Source organism: Blautia sp. HCP3S3_D9 (genome assembly GCF_052063845.1).
Classification (GTDB): domain Bacteria; phylum Bacillota; class Clostridia; order Lachnospirales; family Lachnospiraceae; genus Blautia_A.
Genome location: NZ_JBQHWS010000027.1, coordinates 13729 through 35725, shown reverse-complemented (window position 1 = coordinate 35725; position 21997 = coordinate 13729). Strand labels below are relative to the sequence as shown.

General features: G+C 43.1%; 23 protein-coding genes. 1 reads left to right on the top strand and 22 read right to left on the bottom strand.

The window, feature by feature from the left end:
• Positions 1 to 261: 261 nt before the first annotated feature.
• From ACTNES_RS07590 to ACTNES_RS07515, 16 genes are all read right to left on the bottom strand, one after another.
• Positions 262 to 1116, bottom strand: coding sequence for an ABC transporter permease subunit (locus ACTNES_RS07590; RefSeq protein WP_441039062.1), 855 nt, complete (start codon positions 1114 to 1116; stop codon positions 262 to 264).
• Positions 1109 to 2023 (bottom strand): ATP-binding cassette domain-containing protein, encoded by a 915-nt coding sequence (locus ACTNES_RS07585; RefSeq protein WP_235250364.1) that lies wholly within the window; start codon positions 2021 to 2023, stop codon positions 1109 to 1111. Before ACTNES_RS07585 ends, ACTNES_RS07590 begins: the two co-directional genes overlap by 8 nt.
• Before the next feature lie 180 nt (positions 2024 to 2203).
• On the bottom strand, positions 2204 to 4720 hold the full coding sequence (locus ACTNES_RS07580; protein WP_441039061.1) for an ABC transporter permease: 2517 nt from the start codon (positions 4718 to 4720) through the stop codon (positions 2204 to 2206).
• Positions 4721 to 4733: 13 nt separating this feature from the next.
• A complete protein-coding gene (locus ACTNES_RS07575) occupies positions 4734 to 5399 on the bottom strand; it encodes an ABC transporter ATP-binding protein (RefSeq protein WP_441039060.1) in 666 nt (221 codons plus the stop codon).
• Positions 5400 to 5520: 121 nt separating this feature from the next.
• Positions 5521 to 6552: a sensor histidine kinase gene (locus ACTNES_RS07570; protein WP_441039059.1), complete on the bottom strand. Its 1032-nt coding sequence runs from the start codon at positions 6550 to 6552 to the stop codon at positions 5521 to 5523.
• Positions 6549 to 7232 (bottom strand): response regulator transcription factor, encoded by a 684-nt coding sequence (locus ACTNES_RS07565; RefSeq protein ID WP_441039058.1) that lies wholly within the window; start codon positions 7230 to 7232, stop codon positions 6549 to 6551. The genes ACTNES_RS07570 and ACTNES_RS07565 overlap by 4 nt, the downstream gene beginning before the upstream one ends.
• A gap of 356 nt (positions 7233 to 7588) precedes the next feature.
• Positions 7589 to 7792 (bottom strand): winged helix-turn-helix domain-containing protein, encoded by a 204-nt coding sequence (locus ACTNES_RS07560; protein WP_441039057.1) that lies wholly within the window; start codon positions 7790 to 7792, stop codon positions 7589 to 7591.
• Positions 7776 to 8306, bottom strand: a complete 531-nt coding sequence (locus ACTNES_RS07555; protein WP_195549136.1) for a helix-turn-helix domain-containing protein — start codon at positions 8304 to 8306, stop codon at positions 7776 to 7778. Before ACTNES_RS07555 ends, ACTNES_RS07560 begins: the two co-directional genes overlap by 17 nt.
• 178 nt (positions 8307 to 8484) lie before the next feature.
• Positions 8485 to 8874 (bottom strand): winged helix-turn-helix domain-containing protein, encoded by a 390-nt coding sequence (locus ACTNES_RS07550; protein ID WP_441039056.1) that lies wholly within the window; start codon positions 8872 to 8874, stop codon positions 8485 to 8487.
• Between the two features lie 26 nt (positions 8875 to 8900).
• Positions 8901 to 9356, bottom strand: coding sequence for a hypothetical protein (locus ACTNES_RS07545; protein ID WP_441039055.1), 456 nt, complete (start codon positions 9354 to 9356; stop codon positions 8901 to 8903).
• A gap of 64 nt (positions 9357 to 9420) precedes the next feature.
• Entirely contained in the window at positions 9421 to 11982 is a 2562-nt protein-coding gene (locus tag ACTNES_RS07540) for an ABC transporter permease (protein ID WP_441039054.1), read from the bottom strand.
• Positions 11983 to 11994: 12 nt separating this feature from the next.
• Entirely contained in the window at positions 11995 to 12660 is a 666-nt protein-coding gene (locus ACTNES_RS07535; RefSeq protein ID WP_441039053.1) for an ABC transporter ATP-binding protein, read from the bottom strand.
• 168 nt (positions 12661 to 12828) lie between these two features.
• Positions 12829 to 14115 (bottom strand): sensor histidine kinase, encoded by a 1287-nt coding sequence (locus tag ACTNES_RS07530; RefSeq protein ID WP_441039052.1) that lies wholly within the window; start codon positions 14113 to 14115, stop codon positions 12829 to 12831.
• Positions 14116 to 14117: 2 nt separating this feature from the next.
• Entirely contained in the window at positions 14118 to 14834 is a 717-nt protein-coding gene (locus ACTNES_RS07525; protein WP_441039051.1) for a LytR/AlgR family response regulator transcription factor, read from the bottom strand.
• 886 nt (positions 14835 to 15720) lie between these two features.
• Complete coding sequence (locus ACTNES_RS07520) at positions 15721 to 15909, bottom strand: helix-turn-helix domain-containing protein (protein WP_235250421.1); 189 nt, start codon at positions 15907 to 15909, stop codon at positions 15721 to 15723.
• Positions 15909 to 16349, bottom strand: coding sequence for a sigma-70 family RNA polymerase sigma factor (locus tag ACTNES_RS07515; RefSeq protein ID WP_441039050.1), 441 nt, complete (start codon positions 16347 to 16349; stop codon positions 15909 to 15911). The genes ACTNES_RS07520 and ACTNES_RS07515 overlap by 1 nt, the downstream gene beginning before the upstream one ends.
• A 411-nt stretch (positions 16350 to 16760) precedes the next feature.
• Between ACTNES_RS07515 and ACTNES_RS07510 the strand changes: the two genes are divergently transcribed.
• Entirely contained in the window at positions 16761 to 17093 is a 333-nt protein-coding gene (locus ACTNES_RS07510; RefSeq protein WP_235250423.1) for a helix-turn-helix transcriptional regulator, read from the top strand.
• Between the two features lie 141 nt (positions 17094 to 17234).
• Here the strand turns inward: ACTNES_RS07510 and ACTNES_RS07505 are convergent, their stop codons facing one another.
• The 6 genes from ACTNES_RS07505 to ACTNES_RS07480 form a co-directional block, all read right to left on the bottom strand.
• Positions 17235 to 17612: a hypothetical protein gene (locus tag ACTNES_RS07505; RefSeq protein ID WP_441039049.1), complete on the bottom strand. Its 378-nt coding sequence runs from the start codon at positions 17610 to 17612 to the stop codon at positions 17235 to 17237.
• A gap of 17 nt (positions 17613 to 17629) precedes the next feature.
• Positions 17630 to 18562, bottom strand: a complete 933-nt coding sequence (locus tag ACTNES_RS07500; protein WP_441039048.1) for a ParM/StbA family protein — start codon at positions 18560 to 18562, stop codon at positions 17630 to 17632.
• 125 nt (positions 18563 to 18687) lie between these two features.
• Positions 18688 to 18888 carry a hypothetical protein gene (locus ACTNES_RS07495; protein WP_235250426.1) on the bottom strand — a complete coding sequence of 67 codons (201 nt, stop codon included), beginning with the start codon at positions 18886 to 18888 and terminating at the stop codon, positions 18688 to 18690.
• Between the two features lie 5 nt (positions 18889 to 18893).
• Positions 18894 to 19676 (bottom strand): class B sortase, encoded by a 783-nt coding sequence (srtB, locus tag ACTNES_RS07490; RefSeq protein WP_441039047.1) that lies wholly within the window; start codon positions 19674 to 19676, stop codon positions 18894 to 18896.
• A gap of 53 nt (positions 19677 to 19729) precedes the next feature.
• Positions 19730 to 20947: a CHC2 zinc finger domain-containing protein gene (locus ACTNES_RS07485; protein WP_441039046.1), complete on the bottom strand. Its 1218-nt coding sequence runs from the start codon at positions 20945 to 20947 to the stop codon at positions 19730 to 19732.
• A gap of 67 nt (positions 20948 to 21014) precedes the next feature.
• On the bottom strand, positions 21015 to 21959 hold the full coding sequence (locus tag ACTNES_RS07480; RefSeq protein ID WP_441039045.1) for a hypothetical protein: 945 nt from the start codon (positions 21957 to 21959) through the stop codon (positions 21015 to 21017).
• Positions 21960 to 21997: the final 38 nt, after the last annotated feature.

Here is a 21997-nt window from a genome sequence, read left to right as displayed (position 1 = left end):
AAGACTCTTGGTTAAGCCAGCAGGACAAGAGTTCCTTGTTTCTGCTGGTTTCTCTCGTTTTCTGCCATTATGAACCACCGACTTCTGGATAAGTTCTGGATGAGTTATGAATGGTATAATATTTTGAAAATCGTTCGACAGAATGTGACAATTATTCACTAATCACTTCAAGATTAATTCACAGTCATTATGATAATGGCAGTACGGCAGTATTCCTTGAACATTACTGCTATTTCATCCCCCTTAAATTTAGTATATTTATCAGCGAATTTCCTTTCTCCGAAACAGGGTAATCCCCATTCCAGACGTTAAGATGATTACCAGCAGCGAATAACCCTGCCACCGATAAGGGGCATTTTTGATGTCTTTGTTGGCTATTCCCTCTGAATCAAAAGCATCCGCAAGCTGCAGGGCCTGTCCAGAGGGCAACAGATCATTGACAATTTCAAGAACAGCCCTCGGTGTTCCGTCAATATACAGGGGGTTCGGACTTTGTTCAACTTGTGTGGGAATACCTACCTCATTGACACTCACATAGTTGTCGTACATTTCCGGCTCACCAAGTCTTTGATAGATATAAGAGCTGGACACAAGTAATACCAAGGCCAGTATCATGCTCACAACCACATTTCCCGCCTTGTTGGTGTTCAGCATAGCCAACATTGTCATAATGCTTGCAAAGGCTATGGAAACCAAAACACTGCATATCAGGCACATGGAAACTATACTCGTTTCTGTCTGCAGTTCACCGCCTTTGAAGCTGCCCACAATGATAATACCGGCAACATAGGCCAGGGAAATCAATACACAGGCTATCGAACACACAATAAGGTTTGCCAAGTAAATCCGCATCCGGGAATGTCCGACCACCAACTTATTCCGAATCGTTCCGTCGCTGTATTCAGAACCGACAAACAGGCTTGTAAAAACTGCTGCTACAAGGCCCATGAACGGAGCAAACTCAAACACGCAGCCATCAATCGCAAAGCCCGCGCTGGCTTCCGAAGCGACATTTGATGCGCTATATACACCGTAGGCAAACATACAGATCAACAGAATCCAAAACACGATTTTTTTCAGCATGCGAAAGAATGTCGATGCAAACAGTCTATTCATGGCTAATACCTCCGATTAAATTAACATAGTAGTTTTCCAAGTTTTCTTCCCGCTCCTGTATGGAAAGTACATCGCATTGGTACTTTTCAAGATCAGCAGTCAGACGAGAGATATTCACTCTGTTATAGACCTCTATCACATTGGGAGCAAGAATTTTGTAGGGCTGACCTGCCTGTTCCAGGACGGTAGCCAGAGCTTTTCCGTCTGTCACTTCAATGCGGACAAATTTGCGGAACGAACTTTCCAAATCACTTGCACTGATTTCCTTTATCATTTTCCCGTTGTCGATGAAACCGTAGTGGGTAGCAAGCCGGGATAATTCATCAAGGATATGGCTGGACACCAAAATTGTCATACCATATTGCTGATTAAGGTTCAGAAGAAGCTGCCGCATTTCAATAATGCCCTGCGGGTCAAGTCCGTTGATCGGTTCATCCAGCACCAAAAACCGGGGATTACCAACAAGTGCAATCGCAATTCCCAACCGCTGCCTCATTCCAAGGCTAAAATTCCTTGCTTTTTTCCTGCCGGTATTTTCCAATCCGACCATCTTCAAAAGCTCCGGGATGGTGTCAAAAGAGCGTATTCCCAAAATGCGGTACTGCTCCTTTAGGTTGCCGGTTGCCGACATATCAAGATAGATCGCTGGTGTTTCAATGACCGCGCCCATTTCTTTTCTTGCATTGAGGATTTCATGTTTCCGGCTACTGACACCGTATAGAGTGTATTCCCCGGAAGTGGCTTCTTGCAGGCCGCAGATTAGCCGAAGCAAGGTCGTTTTGCCAGCACCGTTTTTTCCTACCAGTCCATAGATCGCACCTTTGGGGATGTGTATGGAAAAATTGTCTAATGCCTTATAGTGGCCATAAATCTTTGTCAAAGCCTCTGCTTTGAGAACATAGTCCAAAATATTACCTCCTTTTTATAGCACCCGCCGTTTACGGGATACTTTTTCTAACAAAATCATCATAAAGAAGAAACCTCACAGAAATGTCACCACAGGACACTTTTTACTGGCTGAAACCTCACAATTCTGTGACATTTGAAAACGACCACCCTATCGGATGGCCGTTTGTGTCTGTATATCTTATTCAGCGATGCGTAACCGTTCCACCACCGTTTTCTGCGCCATTTTGTTGTAGCAAACAATCGGCACAAAAGCCGTAATGAGAATCAGCGGGATAATGCAGAGGATAACGGGGAGCAGGGTAAAATGCCATGTAAAATAGCTTAATTCTGCCCCCATCATCCGAACCACAGTCAAGCTCCCAACAATGGAGAGAATCAGCGAACAAAAAAGCCCCAAAGCAGAATAGCCGATTCCCTCATAAATCAACATTTGTTTGACCTGCTGGCCTGTCATGCCTACTGATTGCAGCATGGCAATTTCTTTATGCCGGGACAGGATGGAAGTCGTCATGGAGTTAATGAAGTTCAGGATGCCGATAAGCGCCAGTATTGCACAAAGCACACCGCCCACAAGACGGTACATATTTATCATGCCGTCAAAAGACTGCCGCAGAACAACTTTAGAAAGATAGTCCAGTGCAGTGTCGGTGTTTGCGGTATAGTTTTTCAGCCAGTTTTCAGCGGCAAGCAGGTTTTTATCATCCACATTGAATATCGTTTTCATGGCCGGTTGATCGGCAGCTACCATATTTCCCAGCAGTTCACTTGTTGGGAAAATGTAATCCAACCCCATATCCACTTTCAAAGGAGTTTCCAGTGCCTTTGGAATATTCACCACTGCAAGCACTTCATAAGTCTTGCTTGTTCCGTCAAGTTGTGGAACACTGATCTGATCTCCCGGCTGGTATAGATAAAGGGAACCGTCACCCATCATCTGCATAGGTGTAACATATACCCCTGCTCCTGATTTCCATTTTTCCGTGTTCAGTTCACCGTCCAAAACCTGTATATATCCTGCTGGAAAATCGTCCAGACCGTACACATTAACACCGTGTTCCTGCCGTACCATATAATTGCCTAGTTCTTTTGCAACGGCATCAGAAGAAACTGCAAGTTCCTGTAAACGGGCAAGGTCACTTTCGGAGAGGGACTGTTTGGAAGTCCACAGGTAGACACTTCCTATATCTTCAAGGCCATTCAGACTTTCCACCTGACTGATGAAATCCCGATTTACATTCGCTGTCTTAAACGGGGCATAACTGTTGATAACCGTAGTATCAGCGACAGTAAAATCTGTCAAACTGAAATCGGCAACAAATTTGTCAAAGTCAAACGAGGTCACATAAGTGTAAACGCTGTTCAAAAGAACGATACTCAACGCAAATGACAGAGTGACGATGATTACCTTTTTCTTATTTCGACCAAGATTGTTTTTTGCCATCATGGTCGTGCTGATATGTCTGCTACGCCGCTGTTTCTTTTTCGCCGGAGCCTGCTCTACATAGTGAAGTGCCTCCATTGGGGAAACTTTGGCCGCCAGCGCCGCCGGCTTTTTGCAGCTAATGAAAACAGTAATCAGTGAAAAGATGATTGCAATCAAAAAGATGATCGGGTTTACAGTAGTAACTACCCGCATATCGTCCGTCAGCATATTCACGATAAAGGGAAGTAGCAAACGACCGATGGGCCATCCCAACAGCAAGCCCAAAGGAATCCCAACGAGGGACAGCTTAATTGCTTTTTTATAAACGATTTTCCTGATCTGTCTTGCGGTTGTTCCCAGTGTTTTCAGCATCCCATAAAACCGAATGTCCTGTGCGATTGAGATGTAAAATACATTGTAAATCAGGAGATAGCCTGCAATAAAAATAACCAAGATCCCGGCCACAAGGGGCAGTATAGTAGATGGGCTGACCGTCGCTGTCCCATAGGCGTCATTGATACTCACCCGTTCATCCAGACCATATTGTGAAGTCACTTCCAATGCCTGTTTCTCAATATCCCATTCCGTAGGCATCATCATAACAGTATCAATATAGCCTGTTCCCACTGGGGGCGTGGCTCCGTCTGTTTCCCCTCGGATAACAGGAGCTACCTGCTCCGTGTATTCTTTGGACAGCAACATTGTCTGGCGGTAGGCCACTGCGTCACCATCCCAAATACCGCACAAGGTAAAGGTATCGGTAAAGGTGTCTGTATCGGTCACAAAGGCAAGTTCCATTTGTGTTCCGATTTCGTCTGGCAGCCCCATTGCCGCTAAAACAATACGGCTTGTAGCAATCTCGTTTTTCTGCTCTGGCAATCGCCCGGTATCAGGGACGTTAAATGTCATTTCTGCATAAGCGGCATCAGCATAGCGCAGCTCCGTAGGAGTTTTATTAAAGCTATCTCCCACAGCGTTGCCGATGATGACAGAATAGCCAATATCTTTCACATCTGTGTCGCCTGCCAGTCGTTCATATTCGTCCCATGACACACGCTTGATACCCACATGAGCAGAAGTGCCAATCGTCCTCATGTTGCTTTCCTGCATGGCAGTCTGCAAACTAATCGCAATCGTGGACAGACTGGTAAACAAAAGCGTGGCAAGCATGATTGCTAAGACAGCAATCGTATTTTTCTGCGCTTTCAGTGAACGCTTTGCCAGAAGTTTCAGGACAGGTCTGTTGTTGTTCCCAAATAAAATATCAGTCATATTTTCGCCCCCTTTACTCGGAAATTCTGCCGTCCTCAATGCGGATAATGCGGTCGGCAAGCTGGGCGATTTCATTGTTATGGGTTATCATTACAATGGTCTGATGGAATTTTTGGCTGGTGACTTTCAAAAGGCCCAACACATCACTGCTTGTTCGGCTATCGAGATTGCCGGTGGGTTCATCCGCAAGAACAATGGCAGGTTTGGAAACAAGAGCGCGGGCAATCGCAACACGCTGCTGCTGGCCGCCGGAAAGGTTGTTGGGCATACTGTTGAGCTTTTCATCAAGAGCCAGCAGTTTTACAACTTCTTTCATAAACCGCTTGTCCACGGTGTCTCCGTCCAGCTCCACCGGCAGGACAATATTTTCGTAGACATTCAGGACGGGGACAAGATTGTAATTCTGGAAGATAAAACCAATGTTGCGTCTGCGGAAGATCGTAAGTTGTTCATCCTTGAATTTGGATAATTCTTTTCCTTTCACCTTGATACTGCCGGAAGTTGGCGTGTCCAAGCCACCCATCATATTCAGTAGTGTGGACTTGCCGCTGCCGGAAGTACCGACAATGGCGACAAATTCTCCATCCTCAATCGAGAGGGTCACACCATCCAACGCTTTTGTGATGTTCGGCTCTGTGCCATAATATTTTTTCAAATCAGTTGTTTGTAATATGCTCATGTAGAACACCATCCTTTCTTTGTGATGGCTCTATCTTAAAGACCAATCCTCACAGAAATGTCACCGCAGGATATTTTTTGCCCCTTGAAATCTCACCATCCTGTGACATTTCACTGTTTTATCAATCACGGAGCAGAAATATCATGAAGCAGGAACCAATTCCCGGAGTAGAAGTCACTTTGATATATCCCCCCTGCATGGTAATGATCTCACGGGCCAGATACAGCCCAATGCCGATACCATCTACATCGTGAACATCGTCCTCCCGATAAAATCGCTTGAAGATCGCGCCTGAATGTTTTTCCGGGATACCCTTTCCAGTGTCGGCAATGCTGATTTTCAGATACAATTCCCAGCACTCCACCGTCACAGTAATTTTTCCATTCTCCGGCGTGTATTTTACCGCATTATCTAAAATATTGAACAACGCTTCACTTGTCCATTTCCTATCATGAGGAACAGCCAGATGCTCCGGGCAGTTTACCGAAACGTCAATTCGCTTCTTTTCAGCGTTCAGCAAAATGCCGCCCAATGCTGACGCGAGAGTGTCGTAGATTGTCTGTTTCTTCTTATCCAGAGAAATGACGCCAGTTTCCAGCCGGGAAGTCTTAATCATGGCCTGCATGAGAAAATCCAGCTTATCAAGTTGACTGGCGGAAGCTGATAAAAATTCTTTCTGTTTGTGTAGCGGAACCTCCTGATTCATGAGCGTGCTGTTTATCATTTTTAGATTCGCAATCGGTGTTTTCACCTGATGGGAAATATCTGAAATCAGCTCTTGCAGGTCGGCCCGTTCCCTGGCAACATTGCGGCGATTCTCATTCATCACTTCATAGAGCCGCCCCAGCCGGTAATTGATTTTATAGAACAGGCTTTCTTCTTCGGCCATTTGCTGAGGCTCTACATTCCCAGACAGCATATCGTCAAGCATCCTGCAAAAGAGATCGGAAAATAAAGTCAGCTTGCGCCGAACCAGTGCAACAAAGCAAGCCACACAGGACAAAACAAATGCACAGAAGAACAGGCAGCATAATACTGCTGATATACTATGCGTCAAATTGTATAGGATAATTATAGTCGCCGAAACGGCCAGCAAAAGTACCGTCCCTAAAAGCATACAGGCTTTGTTGATAGACAACTTCTTTGCACTCATTTTTGAAGCCCTCCTATCCACATATATCCCATGCCGTAAACAGTTTTGATATACTGCTGGCCGTCTGCCTCGATTTTATTTCGTACACGACTGATTGCGGCTGTCAGGGCGTGTTCATCCACAAAGTTTCCATCAATATCCCACAGCTTTTCAAGAAGTACCTGCCTCGTCAAGACAACCTTTGGATTTTTCGTCAGCACCTTTAACAGCCGGTATTCCAGCGGGGTAAAGGTGATTGCCTCCCCGGAAATGGCCGCAGTCATTTCAGAAAAATTTATGGACAAGATACCGTCATCATAACAGTCCCCGCCTGAGTGCTTTGCTATGCGACCCAGCAGTGCCGCCAGCTTTTTTTGAAAGACACTCATGTGGAATGGCTTTGTTACATAATCGTCTGCACCCAGCTCATAACCTTTAAGCATATCGCTTTCCATATCATTTGCAGTCAGGAAGATTATTGCGGTATCAGGAAGTCGTTCTTTGGCCTCCCGGCAAAAGTCAAAGCCGTTTCCGTCAGGTAGATTTACATCCAATACAATCAGTTCATAGTCATACTTCTCAATATAACTTGTTGCCTCCTGCTTTGACAAAGCGGCATCTACGGTATATCCCATTGTATTCAAGTTATAGCACAACGTATTATTCAAAAGGCGGTCATCTTCAACTACCAAAATCCGCATCGTATCACATCCTTTTCTTTTTAGAGTATCATCCAAATGTCACAGAAACCTCACAAGGGAAATATTTTCTTGAATCTATACTAGCTCTAAATCCATAATATCTCAACTCTATCCTCCCAATTATAAAGAAAACCGATAGCCACATCCATCGTTTCCAGATGTCTGCTATCGGTCCAGACTGCTTCTTCATAAAAAGACATAATCCTGTTTTATCATAAAGTCCAACCAATATCTTAGTTTTGCCGAAGAGAGTTAAAATAATCACCAGTTTTATCCATTTCTACAATTCCATGAGTATGAATCGTTACTTTATAAAGAGTAATGGCAGTTCATCTTTCAACTGCTCCTGCCTTTATTTACCCCACAAACCGATACCCGCTCCCAACTACTGTTTCTATGTGCTCATCTCCGATCTTCCGTCTGAGGGAATACACCACATTCGCCACGGCCGCCCCGCAATGCTCCGGGTCCGCTTTCCAGACCGCTTCGTAGATCTGCTCTTTTGGGAAAAACATGAGAGCTTCTATATAACACTTCGACATATCAATCACCTTCGCCATTATGACTTTTCCTTTTTCTTCTACTCCCCCAAAAAACAAGGAAAATCCCCACACAAATTATTATAATCGTAAGGATATATATAATTGGCATTGGCTGAACAGATATATAATCCATAAAATCCGTATAAAACCCCTGCCCATTAACCTGTGATTTCTGAATAATTGCCAACACCGGTAAAAACAAGCATTCTAAAACAATTAGCACCGTTCCTAAAATAGTTGTTTTAATACCGATTTTAATTAAACTATTTATATAATTCATTTGAACAATATCCTCAATCGTTGATTTTGTATCGACATTCTCTACATAAGATGTGTATTGCTCTTTCAATAATTCATCCACAGAAACAGAAAACAATTCACTCAGTCTTACTATTTTATTTATATCAGGAACTGACTCATTCAATTCCCATTTTGAAACTGACTGACGGGATACATCCAATTGCTCTGCTAACTGAAGCTGCGACAGGCCACATGACTTTCTGAGTTTCTGTATTTTTTCTCCTAACGTCATATTACCAGCCCCCTTTTTTATTTATAGCATACTGGAAATTTGTTATTATCACAACCAATTTTAGTTTGAATTTGTGCAACCAGCAGTTGCATCACTGAAATCACAATATTTAATGCTTGGCAAACTATTATGCAAAAAGACAGAAACAGTTCATACAAAACTGTCTCTGCCATATCATCTATCCTACAAACCGATACCCGCTCCCAACCACCGTTTCTATGTACCCATCTCCGATCTTCCGTCTAAGCAAATATATCACATTCGCCACTGCCGCCCCGCATTGCTCCGGGTCCGCTTTCCAGACTGCTTCGTAGATCTGCTCTTTACTAAGAACCCAGGATGGGTGTTGAGCCAGGTAGAGTAAGGTAAAGAACTCATGGTGGGTGAGAGGGACGGGAATGCCATTGTGGTAGACTGTCTGTTCGTTGATTCGGATTTCCATGTTTGGGAAGGTGAGGATGTCAGAACTATGGGTGGTTTCTTGGGACTCTGCACCTGGCAGTGAAACCAGGACAGTTTCTGAAACGCTCCCGGAGGGAGCAATCTTCCTCATCACAATTTCTATCATTCCAACCAATATCACCACCCACCATTTTAATACTCAATAACCAATGTTTCCTGTCTGCCATCAGGAAAAGTATAAACAAATCTAGCTGCAGAATCCTTACAAGCCCAAAAGAAAGGCTCCGTGCAAGCAACATCAAATCCGGCTTCTCCATTTAAGGTATCAATGAGTCTAATTGTGTCAAAACACTTCTCACTATTTATATCCATCATGTCCAACTGCTCCTGCATGAGTCGATACAGTTCTCGTTTCGTGATAGGATCTGCTACAATCTGGCTATACCGAAAGCATATACTTGCTTCTCTATTGCTGTTAATCACATTAACCAAATATTTTGCAAAATCCGATGGCATAATATCCTCAGCCCTAACACAAAGCTCTGCCTCTGGACTATCGTGAATTTTAGAAATCAATGAGGATAATGTCTGTGAAGCTATAACCACAAAATCATACCCACCATTTATCTTCAGCTTGTATTCTTTCATTTGACACTCCTTTTACAATTCATGCAGCCAACGGAAAATGCCGTGGCTGCATGAAAGGAAAATATTAGTCCGTAGCTCTTAGCCGTTCTACAATGCTTTGTTTCTCCAGATTCTTAAAGCAAATATACGGAATCAGAATTGCAAAGATAATCAAGATCGGTGTGCAAATTACAAGCGGTATAAGGGTAAAGTGGAAAGTTGCTGTCCAGTCGCCGGACACCATTGCGCGGACGCCGATTGCTACGCCCAATGTTCCCAAAACATAGGAGGCAACTAAGGTACTCACCGCATAATAAAGGCCCTCGTCAATCAACATACTGCGAAGCTGCCGCTTTGTCATGCCGACACTTTGTATCATGGCAAATTCTTTCTGCCTGGACACAATCGCTGTTACCATCGAATTGATGAAGTTCAGGATACCAACAAATGCAATAATCACACTGATTGAAAAACCTGTAATCGTGTTTGCCCTTGTCTGCTCCTGGTAGTGTTCCGCCAATGTGTTCTTAGATGTGAATGTCAGGCTTTTATCCGCATCGTTCCGATAGTCAATCAACATTTGTTCTGCCTGCGCCTGAAACTCGTCGGACACATCAAAGAACATTTTACGCATGGTGTTTTCGGGGTACATTTCCCGAAATGTATCAGCAGGCAGATAGAAAGAAAGGAAATTTGCCGTATCGCTGTTTACTCCCTCTGTAATCGCCGTAATATTTGCAACGATTCCCATGACCTCATATTGCTGCCCGTTCAAATCTACCATATCCCCAACAGAATAGGTCGGCTGTGTTTCTTTTTCCAATTCCTCTGCGCCCTCTGCGGCTTCTACGAGAATATAGCCACCGGATTGAAACTTGTCTTTGTCAAAGGTGCCGTCCAGGATGCGATAATCCTCTGAAAAAGTATCAAGTATCAGGCCATCAACGCCATACAACACGGCAACACATTCTCCGCTGTCTATCATATCGTGATAAGATTGTGCAAGCCCGGCGTCGGTAGCTTCAATATAAGGCAGCCGTTCATCCGCATTGTAATAGGTCCGAATATTTGCGAGGGCTGTTGCGCCGATCTCATGGACAAACACCTGGGAATAAAGATGTCCGATGGCTTCCAGCCCGTCCAGACTGTTGATCCGGCTCACCAATTCATCAGAAATTGTGGTGCCATACGGATTATAAGTGCCGAAGTTTGTTGCAATAGAGCTGTCCTTAACTTCAAAATCACTGATAACCTGCTGGCTCATGTATTTATCAATATCGAAGCTGGCATTTTTCGCATAAATGCAGGTCAGCAGAACCAGCCCCAAAGTTAAAGAGCAAATGACGGTAAAGGTGCGCTTCTTGTTTCTGCCTAAGTTCGCAAGCGCCATCTTCGGAATACTTGCACCACCAGTGCTTTTCTTAATTTTTTTCTTGCTGCTTGTTCCCGCATCAATATAACGCAGTGCCTCCATAGGAGAAACCTTTCCGGCGATCTTAGCTGGCTTCTTACAGGAGATCAATACAGTCAGATACGCAAACAGGGCTGATCCAATAAACACATACGGCGTAACAGAAACAGCCGCCTTTGTGCCGGTGCCGGTAATCAGCATGGGGACTAATACCGTTCCCAGCACATAGCCGAATATAAGCCCGATAGGAATACCAATCAGGGAAAGACGGTTGGCCTGACCGTAGATCATCTTTTTCAGTTGCTTTTTGGAAGTCCCCAGCGTTTTCAGTTTGCCATAGAAGCGAATGTCCGTGGCAACGGAAATCTGAAAGATATTGTAGATAATCAGGTAACCGCTGGCGAATACCAAGACCATGCAAATGAGCATGGGGATTACTTCTTTCAAAATATTCTGATTCATCGTGGAATCATAGGCCATGTTGGTGCCGTAGGAAATGCCCGTCAGACCCGTATCTGTCAAAATCTGTTCTGCCGTCTGTTCCAGATACTTGCTGCTGCCGACATTCACATGGAGCATACCCATACCAAAGAATTGACCGTTATCGCGCTGATCTGCCTGACTGATACCGGCACATTCCTTTTCTACAAACGCCTGGGACACCCAGGCCATGCTTGCCATAGCAGCGGAATTTCCATCCCAATATCCAGAAAGTACAAAAGTGCTGGTGGTGTAGTCTGTGCTGGTCAAGTCCTTTCGCCACCGCAGCGTGATTTCCTGTCCCAATTCGTAGGGCAGGCCCATTTTATCAAGGGTAATCGTGTCCAGTGCAATTTCATTTTCACTGACGGGCAGCTTTCCCGTTGTCGGCATGGAAAACGCAGAGGCAGCATAGTTTTCATCCGCATAACGGATTTCTACCTGTCGGCCTGTCAGTTCTTCATTTTCCGCAACGCCGATTACAATACTCTTGCCCCAATCTTTGACCGCCTCATGCGCGGTGATCTTGTCCATTTCAGCATCCGTCAGCGAGCTAAAAGTCAAATGGCTGTTATAGCCCGCCTGCTGGAAGTTCATTTCCTGCAGATTCTTGACCATGCTCTGTGAAAGGACAAATAAAGATGTGAACATCAATGTGGTCAGCACAATAGCGAGAATAGCAACAAGGTTTCTGGTCTTATTTGCCTTGAAGCTACGGCTTGTTAAAGTACGAATGATAGGTTTTTGCTTTTTCATGGTATCACCACCTTACTCATGAATTTTTCCATCTTCAATACGGATGATACGGTCAGCCTGTTCCGCAATCTTCGGGTTATGGGTTATCATAACGATTGTCTGATGGAATTTCTTGCTGGTGACCTTCAGAAGCTCAATCACCTCATCACTTGTCTTACTGTCAAGATTGCCTGTCGGCTCATCCGCAAGGATAATGGCTGGTTTACTGGCTAATGCTCTGGCAATCGCCACACGCTGCTGCTGACCACCGGAAAGGGTATTAGGCATATTGTAGAGCTTCTTTTCCAGACCCAGCAGGGCAACTACTTCCTGAATAAACTTCTGATCCGGCTTCATTCCGTCAAGCTGAATGGGCATGACAATGTTTTCATACACGTTCAGGATAGGAACCAGATTATAGTTCTGGAAGATAAATCCGATGCGCTGGCGGCGGAACACCGTCAAATCCTCATCTTTCAGTTTTCCCAACTCGAATTTGTCCACTTTCACGCTGCCGGATGTGGGGCGGTCTAAGCCTCCCAACATATTCAACAGAGTTGACTTGCCGCTGCCGGATGTGCCGATGATAGCAACAAATTCCCCCTGCTCAATGGAAATGCTCACATCATCCAGAGCTTTTACAATATTCGGTTCCTGACCGTAATGTTTGGTTAAATGAGTGGTATTTAAAATACTCATAATGTATACCTCTTTTCTTACATATTCGTTCCGACTGGAACTAAACTCATTATATCGGTCAGAAAAAAAGGTACAATGGCAAACGAGAAAACTAACATCCACAGCGCAAAAATTAACATCCCAACACAAAAAAAGATGCCGTTCCGTATGTGAAACAGCATCTTCAAATTATGGAATTGGAATCAGAATTTTCAGTATGAACATACCATTTTCGGTTTTAATGCTGCATTGACCGCCGTATCGCTCCACAGCCTTTTTGATATTGGGAAGTCCAAAACCATGTGAAAAAGTATCTTCTTTCGTGGTTTCCCCGGATATGGGCAGTTCAGAAGCAGCTTTGTTCTCCACAATAATCACTAGCATATCCCGGACACGGTTCGCTCTTATGGTAATTAGCCTGTGATCTTCCGGCAGCTTTTCGCTGGCCTCAATCGCATTGTCCAACGCATTACCAAAGATCGTACTGATGTCTAATAGTTCTATGAAGGCACCATCCTCAAAGGAGATAACGGCATTAAAATCTATCTGCTTTTCCTGTGCCGTTTTAGCCTTATCCCGGATGATAATATCTAAAAATTCATTCCCTGTGTGATGATAATTTTCGTATTCCTGGATTTGACTTTGCAGCTCTTGAATGGATTTTTGAACCTCCTGACCGTTTCCGGCCTGGGCCTGCAACAGCAGCAGATGATTTTTCATATCGTGGTAGATGCTGCGTACCCGTTCTTCGTCCCTTTGTTTCTCCTGATAGTAGGCAAACTGCTTTTCAAGGACTTCAACTTTTAACCGTTCTTCCCGTTCCCTTTGCACCGAATAAAGGTATCTGGCCGAATACACATACAACATGACCCCTACAATGGCAACTCCGGCTAATGCTAAAAGGCCACCCATAAGATATGCACTTTCTCCATACTGATAGGATAAGGAATAGACCACTTCGATTGACACCAAAATGATAAAACCACAAATAACAGGAACCCATACATTCTTTCTTTTTGCAATTTCTGAAAAAGGTTTCAGGATTTGCTTTAGAAGCAAGGTAAAAGCAAGGAGAAGTATTCTGCTTACCAATATTATCTGCCATCGACCCCAATCCGTCCCGTTGATTTCAACATAAATATCTATATTTTGCATTTTGCACACCAGGAATATGAAACATTCCTGTGCCGACATACAAAAGAAATGGCAAATAGCATACATCCCTGATGTTGCCATTCTTACGGAGAATAGCAGTCTATACATGACCATGATGTATATGACTTCCAAAACCATTTTCAGCAGATATGGCACCGATAGGAAAGTCATTCCAAATACCCATACTACGGAGAAACCATAAATGCAAAACACTTTCCCAAGTCTATTCTTATAATCTACAATATTTGTGAGCAACAAGGCCAGACAGAAGAACTCAAACATTGTAGCTAATATGTCTATGGCATAATAAAACATTTCCATCGTTACAACTGATCTCCCATATATTCTGCAAGCTGCTCCATGAACGCTTTACGTTTCGGCTGGCTGATCGGGATTATCTCGCCGGTTATCAGCTCAATCTCCAGGCTCTTTACTTTGACATTCTTCACATAGTACAGATTGATAATGTAGCTGGTATGGCAGCGGACAAATCCTTTGTCCTGCAACTCACGTTCCATTTCTTTCATGCTTTTGTAGCATATAATATTGTCCTGCTCTGTGTGCAGAAGCAGATTGCGGTTAAAGGTTTCTACATAGCGGAGAGATTTCAGAAACACCTTATATCTCCCGGTATCGTTGGAAACTACCATAGTGGGGCTATCATCTTTCCGATGTTTTTTCAACCACTGATCCATTTCCGCTTTTAGTCGGACATACTTCATCGGCTTAATGATGTAATTGGTGGCCTGATATTTATATCCCTCTAAACCGTATTGGGTGAGAGTAGTCAAAAAGATAATACCGACCTTTTCATCCATCTGGCGGATACGCTCGGCGGCCCGCAGGCCATTTACCAGGCGCATTTGAATATCAAGGAAAATCAAGTCAATGGTGGTATCGTACTTTTCGATCAGCTCCATGCCATCGTAATAAGCAGTTACCTTTATTTCCAAATCTGTTTCAGTGGCGTATTGATTTAATTGGCTGGTCAAGTATGCGACAAAATCTTTCTCGTCATCGCAAATCGCTATATGCATCATTGGTGTCACCTCAAACATAAATCTCAATCGTTATTATACCGTAACTTTACAATTTCCTCAACAGCAGTATCAGAATAACCTTGCAAATCCTCTTTTGCGAAAAGGTACAACCGCATTTTCCGTTTTGCGGAAAAGTTTGGACACCCTCTTAGTTATGCGAAAAGGTGGGGGCTTCTTTTTCAGAAGTTTACCCCACCCTTTTATTCTTCCATGAGTATGAACCGTTCGTCCAAGAAACACACAAATTTTATGTACTCTGATTTCTGCATGAGCTGGATTTTTTCCACATATAGTGCTTATTTCGGACTATTCTACCACATAATGTACCCTCGAACCATTTTCAAGCCCGATACTTCGTGAAATCAGACACCATTATACGCAAGTGTTATTTCTCCACACAAACAGGCACAGCTTCAAAAACTGCACCCTCATAATTACACTTCAAATTTATATCCACTATTGATCACAGTACGGATATATCCCTCTTTCGGCTTGCCTGGATTCAGCTTGTGGCGAATCTGGCTTTACACATTCGCCACAGCATGATCGCAATGCTCACTGTTTTCTTTCCACACTGTCTCATAGATCTGTTCTTTGCTGAACACCTAGCCAGGATGTTATGTCAAGAAAGCGAACGTCTGAAATTCATAATAAGAAAGGGGAATATGGACACCACTATGAATGACCTTATGCTCCTGCAGATGAATCTCCAAACCGGAGAAGATAAAAACGTTTAATGAATCCGAAAAACTTTTAAACTAAAAATCATGATTTCTAAACAGTCTATTATATTTACATGTGTATAAAGTAACAGAGCAGGAACCTTATCTTTACACCAGCAATCATTCCTGCTCTGCCTACATAATTATGCTATTCTAAACAGTATCTACTCCATTTCCCGATAATTTCTAATGCACTTCAATACTTCAATTCTCAACTCCTGGTACAGATCCTCATCAAATCTTCCATTAATCAAAGAGTTCTTTATCAACAACGGTCGGAACATCTCTACTATCTGTTCAGTAGCTACATGGTCTCCCATCTTCGCCCGGAACAACACTTCTTCAAAATTCATTACCTGTCACCTCCCATCCATTTTCTGATCTTACGGATTGCATAATAATAAATTCCTTTCACCTTGTAAGGTGGCAAACCATTGATCCGGCTTATATCATCAAACGTCCGTTCTTCAAACACATGCTGATAGATCAGTTTTCTCTCATCCTCACGCAGTAAGAGCAATGCCTCGACAAGTTTCTGATCCTTCATCTCGTCCCATTCCGGATAGCACCCATCTGACTCCCTCATTAACAGTTCTTCGCGATGTTCCATCTCCAGACTCTCTTCTACTGAAATTCCAATTTCTTCCACTGTCAAGTCCTCTGCCAGCATTTCATTACTACTAATCCGCAGCATTTTTCTTAAGTAATTTTGTCGGGCTCCCCGAATCTGTGCCAGTAAATATGCGGTAAATTGGTTCTTGATTTTGGAACCGGTATATGTAAATTCATCCAATTCTTTATCCTCCTGTATTTTGATTTCGTTCTTCTTTTGAAATCCCAGAAGGCGGGGACCGGCACCGTATCTCAATTTTCGATAAATTTCGACATACAAAAAGAAAGCCGAATCGGCGCTTTCCCAATTCGACTTTCTTTTTGATCCATATTTTATTATGTGCTATACGAGGTGTATTCGACTCATATTCTGCATATTTAACAGAAGGGTGTTCCAAATATTGGTGCAAGATTTTTTTAGCAAATTCCTGCTTTTCTCAACCCGTTCTGTGTAACTCAACCTATCATTTCTCCTTCGTGATTCCTGTATATTTTTGTAATGTGTATTATATTGCGTTATTATGCGTATCATAACGCATTTCATATACTGCAGAACTAGAGTAAAATATATGCATTAAGTGAGGTGATGAAAATGATGGAAAAAAAGTTGCTCGGAGACTTTGTAAAAGAAGAACGTCTTCGCAGGAATCTTTCACAGAATGCTCTGGCTGAAAATGTGCACGTTTCCTTACGCACAATATCTGATATTGAGAACTATAATGCTAACCCCAGACTTGAAACTCTGAGTCTATTAGCCAAATACTTGAATATTTCGCTTGATTCCGTCATCTTCTACGACAAGCCACCTGCCAATCCTTATATCGAACAGATCATTTATGAGCTAAATGACTGTACAGATGAAGAAAAAGATCTGGCTTTACATACGCTCCGTGGACTCCTTGACGGTCTCCGAAAACAAAAGTAATTCCTTTCGTTCTCCACTTCACCATTGTTTGATTATAGAACGGCTATTTATGAGCAACTTATGAGCCAGTTATGAATGGTTTATGAATTGAAAAACTTTTCGACAAAAATCGAAGCAGCCCATCAAAAGGCTGCTTCTTTTCTATATACCTCGGAATGCATCCAATGCATTTGAGATATTTTTTATAATATGTTCATCAAGAGCAATCGGTTCCTCTTCTGAACCAGACAGATCCATGACTGTCTCATCCGAATCTGCCCTTTCTGCAGAAACATAGTTCTTGTCTGAGATTGCTCCTTGAATTTCTTTCTTTACAATTGTTCTGATCAATGGTAATAGGGAAGACTTGTCCGGATTCAAAGAATCAGTTTCTTTTCCCTCGCCAAGATAATGAAGCACTGCGCTGGCAATGAAATCCGCCTTATCTTCTGTATTATTAAGTATTTCAACAACTCTTTGGTGGGAAGCATTGGTTTTCTTAAATCCAATTGTAAATTTATTAGGATTCTTTTTCGTCACAACAATCACTTCCCATTCTATTTGCTGCTTTCATACATACGATACAGGAGATCATACCCTTTTGCGTTGGCGCGCAGGTCGTCAATGAACAGATAACGTCCCAAACGGTCAGACTTTTCTAAAAACCGCTTGAGCAGTATAGAACCTCCGCCAATGAACACGGTATAAGCAGATTTCGTATCCACACCTCGTTCACGAATACTATTCAGAAGATCTGTGACATAGTCCTGTACCATGTTCTCAACCGCCCGGACCACATACTCATCATAAAACTCTGTTTTCCCACGAATGATGCTTTCCACATCTATTTCTTCCAGCAACATGTCATATTCACTGTTGACTTTGGAAATGATCTCATTACACATGGTAATAATACCTTTTTCCAACGAATCGCAATAATCCATATCAGGCTTTCCTCTTCTTAACAGCAGATAATCTGTTGTGAATCCCCCAATATCAATTCCTACTGCTTTCGGAGCTTCCCCGATCTTATCCATCTTTGTCATCATGGCAGCCAGATCCTGTACAAAAGCCCTCACATCTTTCATACAGAGATGATATTCCTTTCCACAGTATTCCACCTGAAACACTTTTCCATCACCTTTAAAATATTTCTCATATTTGTCATACAGCTCTTTGTAATGCTTTGGCGGAAGTCCGATTGGAAGTTCAATCTGAATCACATCATCTGGCTGAATTTGTGTCTTGTCTTCCAATTCCATAACAATTGCAAACAATGTCAGTACAAAAAATCGGGAGTCTGAAGTCTTATCCCTCTGATATGGGATGCGTCGTTCACTAAGTGTATAATACTTGTCCTGATACCGTAGGTATACCTCGCCCCTTGCAGGCTTCTTATCCATTTCTGTCAGTCCTGTCGTGAATACATGATTGCAGGTCTTCATATTACGGTTGCCATGATCTACGGCTACTCTTAATTTCTTAATCATAAAATGATCACTCCTTTTTTCTTTCTACTTACTCTGTACGTACTACCTACGTAAAACGCAACCACTCCCTCAAAAAATGCGTAAAGGCACCAGCGATATTTGCCGATGCCATTTTCCATTCCATATCACACTCTTGAAACATACCGCACAGTATTCTGTCGCATTCCGTTATCTTTACAGAACTCCCGATATAAACTGTTCAGCTCCGCCATATTATAAGCGGTCATTTCTGTTTCTGCTTCAAAACCGTCCTCATCATAATGACCAATACGATATGTACCGCCACCAGTTGTCACAATTCCTTTCCCAGCTTCTCTAAGCGTCATTATACTCACCTCGTCTCTATTTTCTTCTCCAGTTTTCCATGCACCAGATACCGATAATTTCGGTCCGAGTTGACACAGGTAGAAAGCGTGACGATATGATCCGTATCCATAACTTCCGTTCCTGTATCATAGGCAGCGTAGGATATAATCTTTTCCAAAAAGTCCTGAAAATCTTCCTGCTCAGGAAACCGATAAGTATACCCCACACTTCCTGTCTTTCCCGCATAGCAGGATACGATCCGGTACTCTAAGATGCTATCCGGAAGATAAATATAAAAACAAGGATATTGCCGAAATAGTTCTTTTTCCTGATACTGATCCAATGTTCCAAACATACTCCCATTTTTCATATTATGCCCATATATGATCGTGTTACTGTCCGTGAAATCCGGCTGGTTATGGTAGTCGATAAAGATACTTCCATTCTTATTTTCCTGTCCGTCAAATATATGATGCAGATAAAAAGAGTTATCTTTTCCCTGTACAACCGGATAACTGACAGAAAGTGCCGGTATCTGGATCCATGCTACAACATCCGTATTCTGAGCCTTTAATCCTTCAAAATCTACCTGAAGGAACATAAATCCTGAATCATCTTCTGAATCCGGATCATTTTTACCCTGCTCATCTGTTTCTGGATCCTGTACGTACTCCAGCAGTTCTTCATACGTATGATTGCCTTTCTGGTACTCCAGATAGGTTTCAATTAATTTGCCTGCAGCAAATATAAATATAAGTAACGATGCAATCATCATAAACAGTAATGGTACGTTTCTTTTCCCTTTCATAAATCTTCTCCTTTCAGGAAAGACCAGAGCAGAATACTCCGGCCTTCCTGTTTCTATAATCTTTGAGATGTTTTATCTGTCTTATTTACGCACAAATCATAATAGAGATCATCAATCCCTTTGATATGTCCACGCCATTCTTTGCTTTCATCCGTATCCCACAGCATCCGTTTTACCGGCAGAGAATATTCCCTGCAAAGTTCGTACAGTTTTCTGCACCCACTTTGAATAATTTCCCGTTTTTTCACCTTATAAAGACACTCTCCAATCCTGTTACTCTGCGTGCATTCGCTGCATTTACTATACTGTCTATCACAGACAACCGGCATTTTCTTATCCATGTCATAAGTTTCATACACAAGCTGGAGATTTCTTTTGGAAAGGTCCTCCAGAATAGGACGGAGATTCCGATGTTGATTCACTCCCGGCACACATAAGAACGTAGCTCCGGACAGATAATGGGCAACGGTTCCCTTTAAAGCGCCTTCTGTCACATACACTTCTTTCGCATCCAGATTTCCGATTACATGAACCGGACTGCCGGATGAAACTCCATATTGGTAATTTACACTGGAAAGCCAGATATACTTTCTGGAATCTGTCACATGATCCAGCCGAATCTGAAATCCTTGGATCAGACCTTCCATGGAAAGAATCGGAATCAGAAATCCGGAATTCTTCGCAGAAAAATGAATCGTCCATTTTCCATCCTCATCCTGATAAAACCCCGGTACTCCCTGCACCGTACATCCTTTTTCCTGTAGTTTCCTGGTCAGATTTTTTAATCCAAAGAGAGGGACACTCCGATATCTTTGTATCTCGATCTGCTCGTCCGTAAGCCCTCTCGCCAGCAAGTCTTCCCTGTGCTTTTCTGATAACGTAAGATAGGAAAGCAGCATGGAATAGGTATGGTTGATTTCCTCATCCGATGCACGGTCACTATTCTCGGGAATCTCAGGCTCCGGCTTTTTCTCCGGAATCTTATAATCATCCCGGTATTGGCCCAGGTTTAATGCCTCCCGGATCTGCCGGTTTGCTTCTGCCTTTGAAAGTCCATATAACTTGGCGTATAAATCCAGCATTCCCCCCTGCTCATTGCAATAGTTACAACGGAAGACGTTTTTCTTGATATTAACATTCATCTTTCCTGTTTTATGGTTACAGAAGGGACAGTCCACATCATAGGAACTGGGATTTTTCCGACGCACCTGCAGATTCAGTACACGCACCACATCGCGGATATCGTAATCAAACCCTGACATGTCATACATCCATATTCAAGCCTCCTTTCCCCCGCAGCCAGATAGCTGACTGTGGGGTCTTAACAGGCAGAATCCACTATCCTGCCATTGGTAATGCTTTATTTAACAAAAATTTAGCTGCAGCCGGAACCGCATTGTTATTCCCAGAATAACTTCTGGCAAACCACTCTAGACTTTGTGGGCTTTCTTTTGCCACCTGTCCCATGGTCTTGCCGCCATATTTCCCTTTGCCCGGAATCACAACCTGCACCGCCTGCTCATAAGTCATGTGCTGCAGAAGTTCTTCCACAGGCAGGGAACCGTCTATCGCATTTTCCGCTGTACCTGTCGCCATGGAATTCATTCCCGGCTGATGGCCATAGGTATTTTGCATGGATGGCTGACCGATGATGGAACCATTTGCCTGTGCCTGTTGAAAAAACTGTCCCATCATGCCAGACTGTGACTGCATCGGCGGAATAGAACCACCCGTCATCTGCCTTGCAGACTGTTGATACGTATTCTCATCCGGTTGATAGGCAGCTCCATTCCCACTGTTTAGATTCTCCACAGTTCCTGAATCCTGAGATGACTGCGGAATCTGAATCCCGGCATCCACCTGTTCCGGATCATTTTCTTCACCTACATCCGCAAACTGAAGTCCAAACCCGGCATCTGACAGTGCCCGTCCGACAGCAGCCGTTTCCGCAAGTTCCAGAAATTTTGCTCCAAAATTCGGATCCTCTGACCGGAATTTCTGTGAAAATGCGTTGGCAATGAAATTGTCCTCCGCATCACACTTATCCAGATAGATTCTCGCTTCTACCAAAGCTGCATTTTCTGAAAAACTGCGAACAATACTGATAATTTTTCCCATGGGATATACCAGACGGAACCAGAGTTTCCGGTATTTCACATCTAGATACAGCTGATCTTCCTGTCCTTCCTTTTCCAATCTTCTTGCAAGTTCCACAGGATTAAATCCTTCCACCCGGTTGAGTGCTGCAACAGCTTCTGATTTGTCATATAAGATTGATTTCATTCGTTCTGCTCCTTTCGATTTCTGTCCAAAATAAAAGC